Source organism: Pseudoalteromonas sp. SG41-5, assembly GCF_014164495.1.
Classification (GTDB): domain Bacteria; phylum Pseudomonadota; class Gammaproteobacteria; order Enterobacterales; family Alteromonadaceae; genus Pseudoalteromonas; species Pseudoalteromonas rhizosphaerae.
Map to the genome: position 1 here is coordinate 1 of NZ_JACJFH010000012.1, position 17773 is coordinate 17773.

21 protein-coding genes are annotated in these 17773 nt (G+C 41.3%); 7 read left to right on the plus strand and 14 right to left on the minus strand.

The window, feature by feature from the left end; genetic code table 11:
* A partial coding sequence (aroE, locus tag H5232_RS05050; RefSeq protein WP_182830603.1) for a shikimate dehydrogenase occupies positions 1–613 on the minus strand: 613 nt, incomplete at its 3' end.
* 67 nt (positions 614–680) lie between these two features.
* Here aroE and H5232_RS05055 point away from each other — a divergent pair.
* Positions 681–1118 (plus strand): group II truncated hemoglobin, encoded by a 438-nt coding sequence (locus tag H5232_RS05055; RefSeq protein ID WP_145241782.1) that lies wholly within the window; start codon positions 681–683, stop codon positions 1116–1118.
* 99 nt (positions 1119–1217) lie between these two features.
* A complete protein-coding gene (locus tag H5232_RS05060; protein WP_182784635.1) occupies positions 1218–2819 on the plus strand; it encodes a methyl-accepting chemotaxis protein in 1602 nt (533 codons plus the stop codon).
* 50 nt (positions 2820–2869) lie between these two features.
* On the opposite strand, the gene hemF is transcribed toward H5232_RS05060, so the two are convergent.
* From hemF to H5232_RS05090, 6 genes are all read right to left on the minus strand, one after another.
* A complete protein-coding gene (hemF, locus tag H5232_RS05065) occupies positions 2870–3787 on the minus strand; it encodes an oxygen-dependent coproporphyrinogen oxidase (RefSeq protein WP_182718492.1) in 918 nt (305 codons plus the stop codon).
* A gap of 2 nt (positions 3788–3789) precedes the next feature.
* On the minus strand, positions 3790–4356 hold the full coding sequence (locus H5232_RS05070) for an L-threonylcarbamoyladenylate synthase (RefSeq protein WP_182718493.1): 567 nt from the start codon (positions 4354–4356) through the stop codon (positions 3790–3792).
* Between the two features lie 37 nt (positions 4357–4393).
* Entirely contained in the window at positions 4394–4966 is a 573-nt protein-coding gene (locus H5232_RS05075) for a type I DNA topoisomerase (RefSeq protein WP_182718494.1), read from the minus strand.
* Positions 4967–5039: 73 nt separating this feature from the next.
* Positions 5040–5513 (minus strand): DUF494 family protein, encoded by a 474-nt coding sequence (locus H5232_RS05080; protein WP_182740632.1) that lies wholly within the window; start codon positions 5511–5513, stop codon positions 5040–5042.
* A gap of 22 nt (positions 5514–5535) precedes the next feature.
* Positions 5536–6618 carry a DNA-processing protein DprA gene (gene dprA, locus H5232_RS05085; RefSeq protein ID WP_182830604.1) on the minus strand — a complete coding sequence of 361 codons (1083 nt, stop codon included), beginning with the start codon at positions 6616–6618 and terminating at the stop codon, positions 5536–5538.
* Positions 6619–6647: 29 nt separating this feature from the next.
* On the minus strand, positions 6648–7769 hold the full coding sequence (locus H5232_RS05090; RefSeq protein ID WP_182718497.1) for a LysM peptidoglycan-binding domain-containing protein: 1122 nt from the start codon (positions 7767–7769) through the stop codon (positions 6648–6650).
* Positions 7770–7887: 118 nt separating this feature from the next.
* Between H5232_RS05090 and def the strand changes: the two genes are divergently transcribed.
* From def to H5232_RS05115, 5 genes are all read left to right on the plus strand, one after another.
* Positions 7888–8394 (plus strand): peptide deformylase, encoded by a 507-nt coding sequence (gene def / locus H5232_RS05095; RefSeq protein ID WP_145241766.1) that lies wholly within the window; start codon positions 7888–7890, stop codon positions 8392–8394.
* Positions 8395–8420: 26 nt separating this feature from the next.
* Positions 8421–9374, plus strand: a complete 954-nt coding sequence (fmt, locus tag H5232_RS05100; protein ID WP_182740630.1) for a methionyl-tRNA formyltransferase — start codon at positions 8421–8423, stop codon at positions 9372–9374.
* Entirely contained in the window at positions 9367–10656 is a 1290-nt protein-coding gene (gene rsmB, locus H5232_RS05105) for a 16S rRNA (cytosine(967)-C(5))-methyltransferase RsmB (protein ID WP_182740629.1), read from the plus strand. Before fmt ends, rsmB begins: the two co-directional genes overlap by 8 nt.
* A gap of 17 nt (positions 10657–10673) precedes the next feature.
* Positions 10674–12050 (plus strand): Trk system potassium transporter TrkA, encoded by a 1377-nt coding sequence (gene trkA / locus H5232_RS05110; RefSeq protein WP_064668279.1) that lies wholly within the window; start codon positions 10674–10676, stop codon positions 12048–12050.
* A 198-nt stretch (positions 12051–12248) separates the two neighbouring features.
* Positions 12249–14399 (plus strand): TonB-dependent siderophore receptor, encoded by a 2151-nt coding sequence (locus H5232_RS05115; protein WP_259399464.1) that lies wholly within the window; start codon positions 12249–12251, stop codon positions 14397–14399.
* Positions 14400–14462: 63 nt separating this feature from the next.
* On the opposite strand, the gene H5232_RS05120 is transcribed toward H5232_RS05115, so the two are convergent.
* The 7 genes from H5232_RS05120 to H5232_RS05150 all read right to left on the minus strand — a co-directional run bounded on the left by H5232_RS05120 (position 14463) and on the right by H5232_RS05150 (position 17743).
* Positions 14463–14678: an EF-hand domain-containing protein gene (locus H5232_RS05120; protein WP_182740628.1), complete on the minus strand. Its 216-nt coding sequence runs from the start codon at positions 14676–14678 to the stop codon at positions 14463–14465.
* Positions 14679–14745: 67 nt separating this feature from the next.
* On the minus strand, positions 14746–14958 hold the full coding sequence (locus H5232_RS05125) for a calmodulin (protein ID WP_145241760.1): 213 nt from the start codon (positions 14956–14958) through the stop codon (positions 14746–14748).
* An 84-nt stretch (positions 14959–15042) separates the two neighbouring features.
* Positions 15043–15255, minus strand: coding sequence for a calmodulin (locus tag H5232_RS05130; protein ID WP_145241758.1), 213 nt, complete (start codon positions 15253–15255; stop codon positions 15043–15045).
* A gap of 506 nt (positions 15256–15761) precedes the next feature.
* Entirely contained in the window at positions 15762–16232 is a 471-nt protein-coding gene (locus H5232_RS05135) for an OsmC family protein (RefSeq protein WP_182718499.1), read from the minus strand.
* A 14-nt stretch (positions 16233–16246) separates the two neighbouring features.
* A complete protein-coding gene (locus H5232_RS05140) occupies positions 16247–16666 on the minus strand; it encodes a GNAT family N-acetyltransferase (RefSeq protein WP_310736237.1) in 420 nt (139 codons plus the stop codon).
* Positions 16667–16754: 88 nt separating this feature from the next.
* The gene (locus H5232_RS05145; protein WP_182740627.1) at positions 16755–17348 is read right to left on the minus strand and encodes a DUF998 domain-containing protein; all 594 of its coding nucleotides are present in this window, start codon (positions 17346–17348) and stop codon (positions 16755–16757) included.
* A gap of 182 nt (positions 17349–17530) precedes the next feature.
* Positions 17531–17743 carry a calmodulin gene (locus H5232_RS05150; protein ID WP_145241754.1) on the minus strand — a complete coding sequence of 71 codons (213 nt, stop codon included), beginning with the start codon at positions 17741–17743 and terminating at the stop codon, positions 17531–17533.
* Positions 17744–17773 lie beyond the last annotated feature (30 nt).

Consider the following 17773-nt stretch of genomic DNA (forward strand, 5'->3'; position numbering starts at 1 on the left):
GGTGTTTTTTATCAAGCGCAGGCAATTCACCAAGCATACTGCTAGATGTAGAGTTTACAATTAGCGAGTAATCACTTACTGTCAAATCATCAAAACCATAGCCAGTTACATTACCGTATTGGGCAAATAATTCAGCTAGTTCCTTAGCTTTTGCTGCCGTACGATTGACTATAATGATTTCACTCGGCTGTTGTGCCAATAACGGTAAAACCACGCCACGTGCAGCGCCTCCGGCACCTATAAGTAAGACCCGTTTATCTTTAATGGTAACCTGATTGGCAAGCAGATCGTTCACAAAACCAATGCCATCGGTGTTGTCACCTAGCAAGCGCCCATCATCTAATAACTTAATAGTATTTACTGCTCCGACAATGGTTGCCAATTCAGTTCGCTCATCAACTAGCGCAAATGCTTGCTCTTTAAATGGCACTGTAACATTAGCTCCTTTACCGCCTGTGGCAAAAAAATCGGCCACGGCTTTTTTAAAACCATCAATCGGTGCTAATATTGCGCTGTATTCGATTTGTTCGCCCAATGAGGTTGCAAATTGCTGATGTATCGCAGGGGATTTTGAGTGTTTAATAGGATTTCCAAAAACTGCATATTTGTCCATATTTGAGCAACCTCTTTGTGCAGTAACATTACCTCGTAACTTACTGCTAATTAATGATGATAAAACTATGATTAAACGATTCTTTTCAAAATCGAAACCACCAGAACAACAGCAAGCACCAACGCCAGAAAAAACACCTTATCAACTGATGGGTGGAGAAGCTGGTGCTTTAGCACTTGCGAATCGATTCTACGACATTATGGCCAGCGATGAATACGCTAAACCGTTATATGATATGCATCCTCAACCATTGGACCGTATTCGCCAAGTGTTTTTTGAGTTTTTATCAGGGTGGTTAGGCGGCCCAGACTTGTTTGTTGAAAAGCATGGTCACCCTATGCTGCGTAAACGCCATATGCCTTTTCCAATTGATCAAGATTTACGAGATCAATGGATGTATTGCATGAATAAAGCGTTAGACGCGGAAATTGATAATCCCTTATTACGAGAAGGGTTACGTAAATCTTTGGCACAACTTGCCAGTCATATGATTAATCAGCACTAGCACTTCTCTTTAACTGCACGTTATTTGCGCTAAGTCAAAACGGCCTTTTTTTAAATATAGATAATACGTGATCAAATATTTAGAAAAAGCGTCGTGCGTGTGAAATCAATCCAACATAAAATTTATGCCCTATTGGCCCTAACAGGCATTATTGTGTTAATTGCCAGTATTCTTAGTAGCTCAAGCCAACAACGAACGCTTGCGCAAGACACTGTTGCAGAAAATATTAAGCTTCTTGCTGATAACTACTTTGACTCTATCAATACTTTGATGATCACAGGCACCATGGCAAATAGAGAGCTATTAAGCCAAAAACTACGCAAGCACCCAAATATTGAAGATGCGCATATTATTCGCTCCCCAATTGTTAATAAACTTTATGGGCCGGGCAATAAAAATCAAGCGCCGAGCAACGATATCGAACGCGAGGCTTTAAAAGGCAAGGAAACATTGCTAATTGATCAGCAAAATAATAGCCGCAGTATAACTTTTCTGCGCCCTATGTTTGCCAGTAGCGATTATAAAGGCACTAATTGCCTTGGCTGTCATCAAGCACAAGAAGGTGATGTACTCGGCGTAGTTAAAATTAGTTACTCATTAGCTGATATTGATAATGCGGTGACTTACAACACCCTAGTAAATACCGCATTACTCTCTATTATTTTTATTATTGCCTTTGTATTACTGGGCATTATGTTTAGACAAATTTTTATTGTACGCCTTAAAAAGCTAGGTCATGCTATGCATTTAGCTACAACCAACAAAGATTTAAGCCTGCGAATTGACGATAGCGCTGAAGATGAACTGGGTTGGCTCGCCACCAGCTTTAATAAGATGATCGCTACCTTTAAAGATAATATTGCTCAAGTATCTCATTCATCAAAAATATTGATCCACTCAGCAGAAAAAATTTATACCTCAGCGGATACTACTGAGCGCGCTATTTTAGAGCAAAAGAAAAATACAGACTCCGTGGCAGCTGCTATAAACGAACTAGAGAGCTCCTCTAATGAAGTAAAAAACACCACTCACTTTGCCTCTGAAAAATCAGAAAACAGTAATGAACTGGCACAACAAAGTATGCATGTTGCTGAACAAACAGAACTCAGTATTAATCAATTAGCAGACGATGTTCGCCAAGCTGCAGCGCAAGTAAGTCAACTACAAGTACAAACACTTGAGGTAGGAAAAGTACTCGAAGTGATTAGCAGTATTGCTGAACAGACCAATTTGTTAGCTCTTAATGCTGCGATTGAAGCCGCACGTGCAGGTAAAGCTGGGCGGGGCTTTGCTGTGGTGGCTGATGAAGTACGTACATTGGCAACTCGTACTCATGCATCCACCGATGAAATTCGTCGCACAATCGACAAACTGCAATCCGAAGCGGCGCAAACGGTTAAAACCATGGGTGAATCGTGTGAGGAGGCTGATGCTAGAGCGCAACAAGTAAAAAATGTTGCTCAAGCTTTAAAAGATATTTCTATGCAGATGAATGAAATAAATCAACTTAATATTCAAATAGCCGACGCGACAGAACAACAAAACTTAGCCGCAGAGGAAATAAATAGGAGTGTTATTGGTATTAGTGATAACGCTGAGCGGTCATTAGTGGATGCTAACGATAACCAAAAAGTAAGTGAGGAGCTGTTAAATCTAGCGCGTTCACTGGATGAGCAAGTAAGAAGCTTTAAATTGATGTAATACTTAAAGTTGCCAGTCAATAAACCAGATATTGACTGGCAGCCTGCTTACTATGCTAGCCCTAACCAGTCTCTTGGTTTTAAAAAGTCAGCGTATAGCTTATTTTCAGCACTGCCTTCTTCGGGTGTATAGTTATATTCCCAACGCGCTAGCGGCGGCATCGACATTAATATTGATTCTGTACGTCCGCCACTTTGCAAGCCAAATAAAGTGCCACGATCCCACACTAAGTTAAACTCAACATAACGGCCACGACGATAAAGTTGGAAGTCTCGTTGCTGCTCAGTAAATAGGGTTGCTTTTCTACGTTCAATAATAGGTAAATAAGCACCTAAAAAGCCATTGCCTACTGCTTGCATAAAGGCAAAGCTTTGCTCAAACCCGGCTTCATTCAAATCATCAAAGAATAAACCGCCGACACCGCGCGTTTCATCGCGATGTTTTAGGTAAAAATACTCGTCACACCATTTTTTATATTTAGGGTAAACCTCATCTCCAAACGGCGCACATAAATCATGCGCGACTTGATGCCAATGTTGAACATCTTCAAGCTCAGGATAAAATGGCGTTAAGTCAAAACCACCACCAAACCACCAAATAGGCTCCTCACCTTGCTTTTCTGCAATGAAAAAGCGTACGTTAGCATGGCTCGTTGGAATATGTGGATTGTTTGGGTGGATCACTAGCGAGACACCACAGGCATGGAAGCTACGACCAGCAAGTTCTGGACGATGCGCAGTTGCCGATGCCGGCATTGAAGCACCAAACACATGCGAGTAGTTCACCCCACCTTGCTCGATCACATTGCCACCACGAATAACACGAGTTCGGCCACCACCGCCTTCTTCGCGCTGCCAACTGTCTTCTACAAACTTGGCTTGGCCATCAGCTTGCTCTAAACCTTGGCAAATTGTGTCTTGCAAGGCCATCAGGTAGGTTTTTACTTGTTCGAGTAAATTGCTGTGCATGGTTATCCTCTAAATACTTTGCCGGTCATTACATCTTTAATAGTGCTAGGCTGCGTGTTACCACCGAGTGGTTCATCTACATAAAATGCCACCAGCTCGCCAAACTCACTTTTAGCCATTGCAATACTAGTGACCGTATCATGTCCTGATAAGTTAGCACTAGTAGACACAAGAGGTTTGCCTAATTCTTGGCATAAGCGCTTTACTGTTGGGTGATTAGTTACACGCACAGCAATACTATCAAATTGTCCTGTTAACCATTTAGGCGTACCTTTAGCCGCTGGCATAACCCAAGTAATTGCGCCGGGCCAGCTGGAAAAAATATCAGCGCGTTTATCCATCGGAATTTTTGCATCATCAACATACTTTAATAATTGCCCATAATTATCGGCAATTAAAATTAAGCCTTTCTCAACGGGCCGCTGCTTTATTGCAAGTAAGCGCTCCACAGCTTGCTGATTATCGGGGTCACAGCCTAAGCCATAAACAGCTTCGGTTGGGTAAACAATAACCCCGCCTTGCGACACAGCAGCAAGGGCTGTTAAAGGAACTGAGGTAGTATCAGTCACTGAAAATCTCCAAATACAATAAAATTAAAGCCGGTAATTATTCGCTCACCGTGAATTTATGCGAGCAACTTTTCTGAGGGCATTGTAGCACAACACTATTGGTCATTTGCTTTTGCATCATTACTGGCCATTGGCACGCGGGGCAGATATGGCTAACTGGTTTGTGATTGAGTGTGTATTTACAACTTGGATAGCTATTACATGAATAAAATGTTTTACCAAATTTATTACTACGCGCCACTAACTGGCCTTTTTTACACTTAGGGCAAGCAGGTAAAACTTCTTCATTTGGCTCAGGCTCATCATGAGCAATATAGTGACACTCAGGATAACCCGTACAGCCAATAAACATACCATAGCGGCCATTCTTCACTACTAGCGGATTACCACACTCTGGACAAGGGCTATCATCAAGTACTTTGATTTGTTGAGTATCATGTTGAGCAAGCGAGCGAATAAAATCACATTCGGGGTAACTCGCACAGCCAAGGAAAGGACCTGATTTACTGTTGCGGATCACAAGCTCTGAACCGCATTTAGGGCACACTTCGTATTCTTTTTCTAAGGCATGTTGATTTGCAGAAAAAAGCGATTGGTCGATTTTACTCATGTGTTCCCTAAGCAGCTGACTAATTTTCGCCTAATATACCCAAACTAATTAAAGATACAAGCGCAGTACTTGCTTAATGTACTACCTCTGCTGGCTCATCAAAAATAAGTTCTTCCATTTGTGCATAAGCTTGCTCTGAGCCTGGCACATTAAACAACACCATAAGTACCACCCATTTTAAATCATCAAGTGATATATAAGCTTTATCTAATGCGAACAAACGATCCATAACCATTTCACGCGTTGCGCTGTTGATCACTCCGACTTGTTCTAAAAACATTAAAAAGCCCCGACACTCTACGCTCAGCATGTGGCATTCACTATCGGTAAAAATACGTATCGCATGTTGTGGGAGGCGGTTTAAATAAGGGAATTCATCACTGTGCTGCAAGTCAGCAAGCTGCTCAAGCCAATCAAGTGCTTTGTATATTTCGGGCTTATTAAAGCCGGCACGTAATAATTCGTCAGTGAGTTCATTATGCTCAACAAAGACTTCGGCTTCGCTGTGAATGTAGTTTTCAAACAGATACATGAGGATATCGAACATGTTACTTTCCTCCACACTAAGCTTATCGAACTCTAATATAGCCATCTAATACACGCTCTACTCTATCTTCCAATTCAAGATCAAGTAAACGTGCTTGCACTTTATCTATTGGCCACTGGCTACGCTGAGCAATTAAATCAACAGCTGTTACTTCAAAACCAACACTGTTTAGTATTTCGCAGGCAGGTTCATCAACCGTTGCTTCTTCTATAGTATATAGACTGTTTTCGCAGAAAAAGCTCACTTCGTCGAGAATATCACTGACATTTTCCACCAGCTTTGCACCTTGTTTAATTAAAAAGTGACTGGCTTCAGAGAGTGGATTTTTAATTGAACCAGGCACTGCAAAAACTTCTTTGTTTTGCTCCAGCGCATAACGCACGGTGATAAGCGAACCGCTTTTTATTTCAGCCTCGACAATCAACACACCTAATGACAAACCAGATATCATACGATTACGTCTTGGGAAGTTATTAGCATTAGCGGCTGTACCGGGTAAAAACTCGCTCACCAACATCCCCCGTTCGGATACTTGATCGGTGAGTAACTTATGCCGTTTAGGATAATAAACATCCACTCCAGTACCAAGCACTGCAATGGTTTTACCATTGCCCGCCAGCGCTCCTTTGTGGGCAGCACCATCAATACCAAGCGCCATTCCGGAAGTTACCGTTAATCCAGCCACAGTGAGTTGATGAGCAAATTCAGCGGCGATCTCTAAACCGATTGGCGTGGCATTGCGGCTTCCAACAATAGCGATTTGCGGACTGGTCAATAACTCTAAATTGCCTCGGCAAAATAGCAATAAAGGCGCGCTAGCAATTTCTTTTAATAATGGTGGATAGTGAGGATCGAAGTAATCAATTGCGGTTATCTGTGAGTTAACAATTATCTGTTGATAATAGTCAACTTGCTGCCAATCGGTTGCTAGTAAATTAGTGGCGACCTGCGGGCTTAAACCATGACCGGTAAGCTGATCGTGAGTCAGCTCAAACAAATCATCTAATGGCAGTTTTTGTGCCAATGCCAATAAGGTTTTAACACCTAAGCCTTTACATAAATAAAAGGCAAGCCAATGGGTTAGCTTGCCTGATGAATCTTTCATGCTCCCTCCTTAGAGCACTCAAACCTGAATTAATTTATAACTGCAAAATCACCGACTCGGATTGGGTGCTGGTTTTTTACGATTAAGGCATAACTAACGTTTTTATAAACTTTAAACACCATTAGCTGACCGACCTGTTCTTTTGGCATATGCCACACAGTCGTGTCGGCATCTGCCTCAACGCCAAAAAATTCGTTGGCGTTTGTTACTAACTTTTCAAGGCTATTTGAATCTTCTTTGTAGCGTGGGCCATTGCGACCATCAAAAACAGTCGGTGATTGACGCTCAATATCTAAAATATGGCCTTCTTTAATTTGCTGCTCTGACCCTAAGTTTAGCACTACAATATCCATTGTGCTGAATTCTCGTAATCCACTCACTGATGCGATGATTTCACCTTGCACTGGCTGCTCAGGACGGTGAATATTAAAATACGCAGGTAATAGCTGACCTTCTATCGCAGGCATTAAAAAATCACCCGCTTTGATTTCTCTCTTTACCTGTTCAACTTTAACTGAAGCAGGTACACCATTGGCAATATCACCTTTTCTAAATACACGACCCACCGCCACTAATTGTGCTTTATTAGCCAACACTTCGTTCGTTTGCGGATCAACATATGCTTCGCCGTTGCGGTAAATAGCGTATGACTCGTGTAATTTCAGCTCACCTTTAACATAAACTATATGGCCTTCGGTATTCATTTTAGTGTTGACATTGGCACCTAAAATATAAGGTTTATCGGCAATGTCTTCAGCATTTAGTGCTTGCTCATAGGTTAGGTAAGGACGCAGCAGCTCAAGAGGTAACGTAGGGATCGCATTTTTACCTTTTTGCACAATTCGACCATGTGGAGAAAGCTTTTTATAACCCTGATTAATCACCAAACGTGGATTACCGTGCTCATCGTAGATTAAAGACAGTGCATCCCCTGGGTAAATTAGGTGTGGATTATTAATTTGTGGATTCATTTGCCAAAGTTCCGGCCACTGCCAAGGCTCTTGCAAATAAACTCCTGAAATATCCCAAAGTGTATCGCCCTTTTTCACAACGTATTGTTTAGGCGCATCTTTTTTTATAGTTAATACATCTGCTAAGGATGGGAAAGTAGCACTTAATGCCAACATTGCCGCGAGTAATGGGTATTTCATTGAGCTTCCTTGTGGTGTTTTTTCATTATTATCAACCAAAACCTGTTAAAGGTGAACGCGAATGGCTAAAATAAGAGCATACAATACCCTAAATTAAGCACAAGTGAAAAAGGTTACTATGGCTAGGTTAGAAGTTTTAAGATTTCCAGATGAGCGTTTACGTACAATAGCAAAAGAAGTGGTGCAAGTTGACGACCAAATTCGCCAAATTGTAAAAGACATGCTGGAAACTATGTATGATGAAAACGGCATTGGATTAGCTGCGACTCAAGTCGATATTCATCAACGTATTGTGGTCATTGACGTATCAGAAGAACGTGATGAACCGTTAGTATTGATCAACCCGACAATCACTAAACAAGATGGCACCACGGTAAGTGAAGAAGGCTGTTTATCTGTGCCACACTCTTATGCAAAAGTTGACCGCGCAGAAACTGTAACAGTGACCGCATTAAACGAAAATGGCGAAGAGTTTAGTTTAGATGCTGATGAGCTATTAGCAATTTGCATCCAGCATGAGCTTGACCATTTACAGGGTAAACTATTTATCGATTACTTATCACCGTTAAAGCGCCAACGTATTCGTAAAAAACTTGAAAAAGAAGCTAAGTTAGCAGCGCAATAATACCTTAGTAATAATTAGGAAGTTCAGTGACACAACCATTACGCATTATTTTTGCCGGTACGCCAGACTTTGCTGCGCGCCATTTACAAGCTCTTATCGACTCAGAGCATCAAATTGTTGGCGTGTATAGCCAACCCGACCGTCCAGCAGGGCGCGGTAAAAAACTCAAAGCCAGTGAAGTGAAAGAGCTAGCACTGGCAAATGAGTTAGCAGTGTTCCAACCTGCCTCATTAAAAAGTGACGACGCTCTGGCTGAACTAAGCAGCTTAGATGCTGACCTTATGATCGTGGTCGCTTATGGATTACTGTTACCAAAAGCAATTTTAGAGGCGCCACGGCTTGGTTGTTTAAATGTACACGGCTCAATTTTACCGCGCTGGCGTGGTGCCGCGCCGATTCAACGCGCTATCTGGGCCGGCGATGAAGAGACTGGCGTCACCATAATGCAAATGGATGAAGGCCTAGATACCGGCGACATGCTGCATATTAGCCGCTGCCCTATTACCGCCACTGAAACAAGTGCAAGTTTATACGCTAAGCTTGCCGATTTAGGCCCAAGCGCACTAATAGACACCATTACTAAGTTAGCTAATGGCGAAATTACCCCGCAAGTACAAAATGACGAGCTTGCCAATTACGCTAAAAAGCTATCTAAAGACGAAGCAAATATTGATTGGTCGATGGACGCAGCGCAAATAGAGCGTAATATCCGCTCATTCAATCCATGGCCGGTCTGTTTTACTCAAATGGGTGAACACACTGTAAAAGTTTATCAAGCTAATGTTGTTGACCAGCAAGGCACGGCAGGAACGGTATTACAAAGCGATAAACACGGCATTGTGATTGCCTGTGGTACTAACGCACTTAATATCACTCAAGTACAACCACAAGGTAAAAAGCCAATGGCCATTACTGACTTTTTAAATGGTCGAGCAGACTGGGTAACTCCTGGCACACGAATAGGCGAACACAATGAGTAATGTCAGGGCGATTGCAGCCGAAACTTTATATAACGTGGTTGATAAAGGCGCCTCATTAAATCAAGAGCTGCCTTTTGCCAGCCAAGGTTTACCACCTAAAGATAAAGCGTTATTACAGCAAATTTGTTACGGCGTACTGCGTTATTTACCAAGTTTAGAAAATTATTGTCAACATTTAGTTGAGCAGCCACTTAAAGGTAAGCGCCGTATATTCCAGTTCTTACTGTATGTGGGCATTTACCAACTACAACATATGCGGGTTCCACCGCATGCAGCAATTAGCGAAACGGTTAATGCATTAGAACAACTGCGCGCATTGGGTTTAAAAGGCTTGATCAACGCTATTTTACGCAGCTTTCAGCGCCAGCAAGTAGAGCTTGAAGAAAAAGCCAAGCAAATACCAGTGTGTTTATACAACCACCCAAACTGGTTTATCAAACAAGTAACTGAAGCTTACCCTGACTCTTGGCAAGCTCTACTAGAAGCGAACCAGCAGCAAGCACCAATGTGGTTGCGTGTTAACCAAGCGCAATATAGCACCGCTGAATATAGCGAAATGCTCACTGCTAATGACATTGAACATACACTCAATCCTGATTTCCCTGATGGTATTAAGCTGGATAAACCGCGCGATGTGTTTTCGTTGCCTGAATTCGACACCGGCGCATGTTCAGTACAAGATGCAGCAGCACAGCTTGCGGCACGCTTGTTAGATCCAAAAGCTGACGAGCATATTTTAGATGCCTGCGCAGCACCCGGTGGTAAAACCTGTCACATTCTAGAACTCGCAGATGCTGATGTACTGGCACTTGATAGCGATGCCACCCGCCTTGAACGTGTAAAGCAAAACCTTGAAAGAATTGGCTTAGGCGCTGATTTACAATGTGCCGATGCTTCGCAACCACACAAATGGTGGGATGAGCAACAGTTTGACCGTATTCTATTAGACGTTCCTTGCTCTGCAACGGGTGTTATTCGTCGTCACCCAGATATCAAATGGCTACGTCGTGCATCAGATATCAATGATCTGGCGACACTCCAAGGCGATATTCTCAATAGCATTTGGCCATTATTGAAACCAGGTGGCACGCTAATTTATGCAACCTGCTCAGTATTACCACAAGAGAACCAACAGCAAGTCGCTAAATTTTTAGCAAATAATAACGATGTTGAACATATCCCGCTACATGATAACGATACCCCAAGCAACCCTGGGCTGCAGTTACAGCCTGGTGAGAGTGACGGATTTTATTATGCCAAGCTTATAAAAACACACTCATAAGAAGCTTTTAGTAAACCATGAAAATAATCATACTCGGTGCAGGACAAGTAGGCGGTACACTCGCTGAAAACCTGGTAGGTGAACAAAACGAAATCACGGTTGTTGATATTGATGGCAACCGATTACGTGAGTTACAAGATAAATACGATCTACAGGGTGTTACAGGTCATAGTGCCCACCCTGATGTATTACGCCGCGCCGGTGCGGAAGACGCCGATATGATCATCGCAGTAACCAGTTCAGATGAAGTGAACATGGTCGCTTGCCAAGTCGCGTATAGTATTTTTAATACGCCGACTAAAATTGCTCGGATCCGTTCTGAACAATACTTAAAGTACCGCGAAAAGCTCTTTCAAAACGATGATTTACCTGTTGACCACTATATTGCTCCAGAGCAACTAGTGACTAAGTATATTCGTCGCTTGATTGATTATCCTGGCGCGTTACAAGTTTTAGAGTTTGGCGATGGCATGCTCTCGCTGGTGGCGGTAAAAGCTTACTACGGCGGATTGTTAGTCGGTTATGCATTGTCAGCATTAAAAGAGCATATTCCTAATGTTGAAACTCGTGTTGCTGCGATTTACCGCCAAGGTAAAGCAATCAAACCACTGGGTACTACAGTAATTGAAGCGGATGATGAAGTGTTCTTCCTCGCTGCCACCAAACATATTCGTGCAGTAATGAATGAACTACAGAAATTAGAGCGTTCATACAAAAAAATTATGATTGCTGGTGGCGGTAATATTGGCGCTGGGCTTGCTCGCTCTCTGGAAAAGAATCATAGCGTAAAATTGCTTGAACGAAATAAAGAACGTGCTGAGCAGTTATCAGAAATGCTTGATAATACAGTGGTGTTTTGTGGTGATGCGTCAGATCAGGAGTTGTTATCAGAAGAACACATCGAACAAGTTGATGTATTCATCGCGGTAACTAATGATGATGAAGCTAATATTATGTCAGCCATGCTCGCTAAACGCATGGGTGCGCAAAAAACCATGGTGCTTATTCAGCGCGGCGCATATGTTGATTTAGTGCAAGGTGGCGAAATTGATATTGCCATTTCACCACAGCAAGCCACGATTTCTGCCCTGCTTACCCATGTTCGCCGCGGTGATATTGTTAATGTGTATTCATTACGTAAAGGCGCAGCAGAAGCCATTGAGGCTGTGGCCCATGGCGACGAACATACCTCTAAAGTTGTCGGCCGTGCAATTGCTGATATTAAGCTGCCTGCAGGTACCACGATTGGCGCGATTGTCCGTAATGATGATGTACTCATTGCCCACGACGACACGATAATTCACTCAGGCGATCACGTCATTATGTTCTTGATCGATAAAAAGCATATCAACGTAGTTGAAAAACTGTTCCAAGTTAGCGCTATCTTTCTCTAAATTACTCCTCACCTTTCGACACAAAGCAACTGTATCGAAAGGTGAATTTCCACCCCAACAAACACAAATGAAAATCAATCTCAAAAGCATTTACTTCCGTACCCAAATCCATTACTCTCACGCTGTTTGATAATCAAGCGTTTTCTCTTTCTGTGAGAAGTTAATTTCACATTTTTTAATATAAATGGATTTCTTCAAATGATACACCCAACTTTAAACACCCCTCTTTGTGTTACATATTGCAGTGTTATTGGTATTCTTGTGTGTGGACTATCAACAAATGCAAATGCCGAAGCTAAAAACGACATTGAAAAACTAACCATAGTGGGCCAGCAAGATAGCGGCTACAAAGTCAGTGCAATGAACTCAGCAACAGGGCTTGATCTCAGCCACTTGCAAACTCCGCAATCAGCTATCGCTATCACCAGTGAATTTATGGCCGATCAACAATTAAATAGTGCTATTGAAGCCATCACCAGCGTAACCGGCATCAATGCAAGAGAGGCCGATAATGGTAAATATTCAATTTCAGCGCGCGGTATCAGTGTTACCAGTATTTTATATGATGGCATAGCAACTACTTATGATACCCGATTTAATTACGGCGATAACTTAACAGATACTGCTATTTATGAGCGGATTGAAGTTGTCCGTGGTGCCACAGGGTTAATGCTCGGTGCAGGTAATCCATCAGCAGCAATTAACTTAATACGTAAGCGCCCTACTGTGCATAACCAAGTAAATATTTCTGCAACGGTTGGTTCTTGGCAAAACTATCGTGGTGTGGTTGATGCATCGGGTAGTTTAAATAGCAGTGAAACCGTGCGTGCGCGTGCCGTACTCGCCTATCAAGATCAGCAATCATATCAAGACAGGTTCAGCCAAGAAAAAACCACATTATACGGTATTATCGAAGCTGACCTAACTGATAGTACCCTATTAACTTTTGCTGTTGATACGCAAACCACAGACCCAAAAGGCACGATGTCGGGTGGACTACCTATTTTTTATAGCGATGGCACCCGAACAAACTATGATAGAGAAACATCCACAGCGCCAAATTGGTCATCTTCAAAAACTAAAGCATTGAATAGCTTTATGAGTATTGATCATTACTTCAATGCTAATTGGCAGCTAAGTGCGAGCTATATATATGGTAATAATGACCTACATTACGATGTTTTTTGGGCGACAGGTAACCCTGACTCACAAACGAATATAGGCATGATGCCCGGTTCAGTAAATTATATTGATGCCAAGCGGATTCAGCGCACCTACGAGATAGAGCTTACCGGTAGATTTAACTGGTTAAATCAAAGCCACCAAGTCATGTTTGGTTACAATAGCCAAGAGCAAGACTTTACAACCCCCTACTTCCCGGGGCAAGAAGAGGCAGAAATCATCGGCGATTTTACAGCCCCAAACTATGACTACCCAAAACCAACTTGGCAAGCTACACCCGCCTTTGGCTCTTATGGCACAACAGAGCAAAATGCTTTGTACTTTGCTTCACAACTTAATCTAACAAATTCACTCTCATTGGTTTTAGGAAGCCGATTAAATCAATGGCAAACAAATCAAGATAACTTTGGCAGCCAACATGATTATAAATTAGATAACGAGCTGACCAATTATTTAGGTGCTACTTATAGCTTGGCAGATAATTGGGCACTTTATGCTAACTACACCGATATATTTACCCCGCAAAGCCGCGTCGATAAAAATGGTAATTACCTTGACCCAATTCAAGGTCAAAATTATGAGCTAGGTATCAAGGCCTCATTATTGGACGAGCGTTTAGACATTGCACTATCGGGTTTTGAAATTCAGCAAGACAATGTGGGCGAATACACTGGCGAAACAATTCCAGACACTCTTCAGGCAATTTATCAACCAATTGATGGTACGGTCACCCAAGGGCTTGAGTTTGAACTTAATGGTGCATTTACTGATAGTTGGAATGGCTATTTTGGCTACACTTATAGCGAAGGTGAAACGCCCGAAGGTGACATCCTCAATAGCACAAACCCAAAAAATCAATTTAAGTTATTTACCACTTATAAATTAGATCACCTGTTAACAGGGTTGAAAGTCGGTGGCGGTTATCGCTGGCAAAGTCGCAGCTATGATGAAGTAAAAAACCCAGTTCACGGTCAAGTTGAAGTAGAGCAATCAAGTTATGGCATCGCAAGCCTTATGAGTAGTTATCAAATTAACTCACAAGTGTCTGTTAGCGTAAATATTGATAACTTATTTGATAAAACTTATTACAACCAAATCGGTTTTTATAATCAATACCGCTATGGTAACCCGCGAAAATTTTCACTGCAATTTGACTACAGCTTATAACCATTCAAGTTAACCAAAAAAGCAGCTTAATGAAGCTGCTTTTTTGGTACTGTGCTGTACGTTTTATTGTACTCTGGCAAACTCTTCTTTTGACAATTCACCATTGCTATCAGTATCTAAATCAGAGAAAATTTCAACTAATTGTGCATTTACTGATGCTTCTTTTTGGCTGATCACGCCGTCTCCATCAGTATCAAATGTGTCAAAACTAACTGCTGCAAACGCAGTTGATGAAGCCGCTAAGGCAAAAATAGCAAGTGCTGTATTAATATGTTTCATAGTGTTATTCCTAATAATTTAAAAGAAAGAAATCCTTTTCAGAGATCCCTGTTTGTGGAAACTGAAATTACGCTTTTGAAAATTCTTCTTTTGATAACTCACCGTTTTGGTCAGTATCAAGCTCAGCAAACTTAGCTGAAATAGTCGCATCAGCAGATGCTTCTTGTTGGCTGATTACACCATTGCCATCAACATCAAGAGTATCGAAGTCAGTTGCTGCAAAAGCAGCTGATGATGATGCCAACGCGATAAGTGCTAATGTTTTATTTAATGTGTTCATAATTATCTTCCTTCCAAAATTTAGTGTGCTTGCTTAATCAAATGCGCAGGTCCTTTGCAAAGATCCTTGTGTGAAAATAAGCGATTACGCTTCAGAAAACTCAGCTTTTGAAAGCTCACCATTACCATCAGTATCTAACTCAGCAAACTGGCTCATTAATTTTGCATCAACTGCCGCTTCGCTTTGGCTGATCGTGCCGCTACCATCAACATCTAAGGTGTCAAAGTCAGTACCTGCAAATGCTGCTGATGAAGAAGCTAATGCGATAAGTGCTAATGTTTTATTTAATGTGTTCATAATAAATATTCCTTCAAAGTTTATGGTTGTGAACTTAAGTGATAATCACCGTTTCGTTCAAGACAACTAGAGTATTACAACTTCGGTGCCAACAATTTATTATCATTAAAAATCATGAGGTTATATTTTATTTTGATGTTTTCGTGGAATTTAGAAGGACTATTCTGTTGCAGTTTAGCAACAAGATTTATGCGTTAACCTATAAAACCATACAAATCAAATGGTTAATAGTTATAAAAATGACACAACTCGAGAAACTATGCTGATAATAGTGTTTTTTTCAAAGATGAGTACCCTAACCGCAACTGAACAGCAACTTTAACTGATAAAAATTAAATTTTTTTCATAAATTAACAATCTGAATTGTAAGGAGAAATTAAATTTATTTTGGTAAGTAAAAAATAAAAACGCAGTTAGTTTATGAAAATTCGTGTTTTGTTGCCATTATGCGAAACAATAGCAACGATATTGCAGTTTTAACTGCTCTAGGTATTCTTACAATTTAATTAAGCACCAACAATTTCAATCACAATATGTGTTTTCACCGAATTGGCGATAAAACATAACTCATGAGCCTGGTGATGCATTTCTTCTAATTGCTCTGCACTAGGTTGCTCATTTTCGGCAAACTTCACACATGGTTTTAAAGTTACTTGAGTCATCGACATACGCCCATCACTAGCGCGCTGCATCAAACCAACGGCATCATCTTGATAGCTATCAACTATAAACTTATTTTTTGCCGCAATAGATAAGAAAAATAACATATGGCAGCTCGACAATGACGCAATAAATGCCTCTTCGGGGTCGACACTTTCTGCCACAGAATATGGCAGTGGCACGATATGCGGTGAGGAGGATGCAGCAATAGTTGCCCCACCATCAAATTGCCACAAGTGACCTCGGCTATATTTATTATCGATAAACAACTCTTCTGCTTGGCGAGACCACACAACACTTGCTACATATTCAGACATTGAAATTTTTCATCCTAAGTAAATTTACACATCCCACAGCCCAGAATTTTATCCGGCCTACTAAAATATCCGTAACGAGCATAAAAAGATTCTTTACCTTTGGCTGAGAGCAGTCCGATGGTTGCATCTTTTTTTGCTGCCCCAGCCAAATACATTTCTATATTATCCTTAATCAACGCACCAATACCTTGCCTTTGAAAGTCAGGATCGACAACAACATCTTGGATATAAAAAAATAAACCACCATCACCTATTACACGACCCATACCAACAAGTAGCCCCTCCTGTCGGATCACTACATGAAATAACGAGTTGTTTAAACTAGTATTCGCCAGATCAGCGTTAACTTTACCCCAACCGACTTTCTCTCTTAATAAACAAAATTCTTCTAAAGATGGACAGCTCAGTTCCACGGTATAGCTAACACTTTTCACTAAGCCTAATCTCCGTCATTCAATATCTAATTCATCTTTGCTTAAGCGTTTTACAAAGCAACACTTACTGTTGAAATCTAAAATTAAATTACAGCACCAACGAAAATGCACTCAACCACAACAACTGCACACCATAAGCTAATCGTTGATAAGTGCCTACACTGCCTTTTTGCTTAAATGCTTGCGTCAACAAAACTAAAAAGTAACAGGCAATACACACACACAAAATTGAAAAAAGCCGAAATGAAATACTGGTATATGAACTTACAGCAACAAAAATTGGCGCAATCAGCAAAGACAGCAGCATTACCAAGCCAGCCCAAGAATGTATTTGGCAACTCAAAGTAGGGTTTTTAGTATTAGGATCCGCATCCATAGGGAAGTAACCAGCAATCCAGGTACCCACACCATGAATCATGACAAGCCAACCGACCAACGTAATTAATATAGCGGTATTTTCCAGTTGTACGACATACCAACCAAATAAACAAAATAGTAATCCAAGAGGATAGTTATTAATAAGCGGGGATAGTTTTTCCGTGGGACTGCCAGCAGCACCGAGCTCGCTGCAAAATTGCTTTGCATGACTATAGTTTGGATAACACCTACCAGCGATATACACCCCAGCAACAATCCATATACTCGCGCTTAGTGCTGAATATAAACTAATAATCTCTAACATTAGCAACTTCCATGTATAAATTAATACCACGATAATAAGCTGATGTATTTATGTTGTAAATAATATACTTAACCGCACAGGAAGCACACAGGCATAAAAAAAGCAGCCCGGGGGTATTGGCTGCTTTTGAACGTAATCAATGTAAAAGTCCTTTTAAAATTCCTTGTAGGCGGAAGCTATAATTAGGCCTTTGCGAACTCAGCTTTTGAGAGCTCACCGTTACCGTCTGTATCAAGCTCTGCAAATTTACTCATAAGCTCAGCATCAACCGATGCTTCACTTTGGCTGATTGCGCCGTTGCCATCAACATCTAGCGTATCAAAATCGGTAGCAGCAAACGCCGCTGATGAAGATGCCAGTGCGATAAGTGCTAATGTTTTATTTAATGTGTTCATAATTAATATTCCTTCAATGTACTATCAAAA

Coding starts and splice junctions, on each gene's coding strand:
- hemF (WP_182718492.1), bottom strand. CDS start 3,787: ATGCACAGCAATTTACTCGAACAAGTAAAAACCTACCTGATGGCCTTG.
- H5232_RS05055 (WP_145241782.1), top strand. CDS start 681: ATGATTAAACGATTCTTTTCAAAATCGAAACCACCAGAACAACAGCAA.
- H5232_RS05150 (WP_145241754.1), bottom strand. CDS start 17,743: ATGAACACATTAAATAAAACATTAGCACTTATCGCACTGGCATCTTCA.
- H5232_RS05120 (WP_182740628.1), bottom strand. CDS start 14,678: ATGAAACATATTAATACAGCACTTGCTATTTTTGCCTTAGCGGCTTCA.
- trkA (WP_064668279.1), top strand. CDS start 10,674: ATGAAAATAATCATACTCGGTGCAGGACAAGTAGGCGGTACACTCGCT.
- H5232_RS05130 (WP_145241758.1), bottom strand. CDS start 15,255: ATGAACACATTAAATAAAACATTAGCACTTATCGCATTAGCTTCTTCA.
- dprA (WP_182830604.1), bottom strand. CDS start 6,618: ATGAAAGATTCATCAGGCAAGCTAACCCATTGGCTTGCCTTTTATTTA.
- H5232_RS05145 (WP_182740627.1), bottom strand. CDS start 17,348: ATGTTAGAGATTATTAGTTTATATTCAGCACTAAGCGCGAGTATATGG.
- H5232_RS05075 (WP_182718494.1), bottom strand. CDS start 4,966: ATGAGTAAAATCGACCAATCGCTTTTTTCTGCAAATCAACATGCCTTA.
- H5232_RS05125 (WP_145241760.1), bottom strand. CDS start 14,958: ATGAACACATTAAATAAAACATTAGCACTTATCGCGTTGGCATCATCA.
- H5232_RS05080 (WP_182740632.1), bottom strand. CDS start 5,513: ATGTTCGATATCCTCATGTATCTGTTTGAAAACTACATTCACAGCGAA.
- H5232_RS05135 (WP_182718499.1), bottom strand. CDS start 16,232: ATGTCTGAATATGTAGCAAGTGTTGTGTGGTCTCGCCAAGCAGAAGAG.
- rsmB (WP_182740629.1), top strand. CDS start 9,367: ATGAGTAATGTCAGGGCGATTGCAGCCGAAACTTTATATAACGTGGTT.
- def (WP_145241766.1), top strand. CDS start 7,888: ATGGCTAGGTTAGAAGTTTTAAGATTTCCAGATGAGCGTTTACGTACA.
- H5232_RS05115 (WP_259399464.1), top strand. CDS start 12,249: ATGATACACCCAACTTTAAACACCCCTCTTTGTGTTACATATTGCAGT.
- H5232_RS05090 (WP_182718497.1), bottom strand. CDS start 7,769: ATGAAATACCCATTACTCGCGGCAATGTTGGCATTAAGTGCTACTTTC.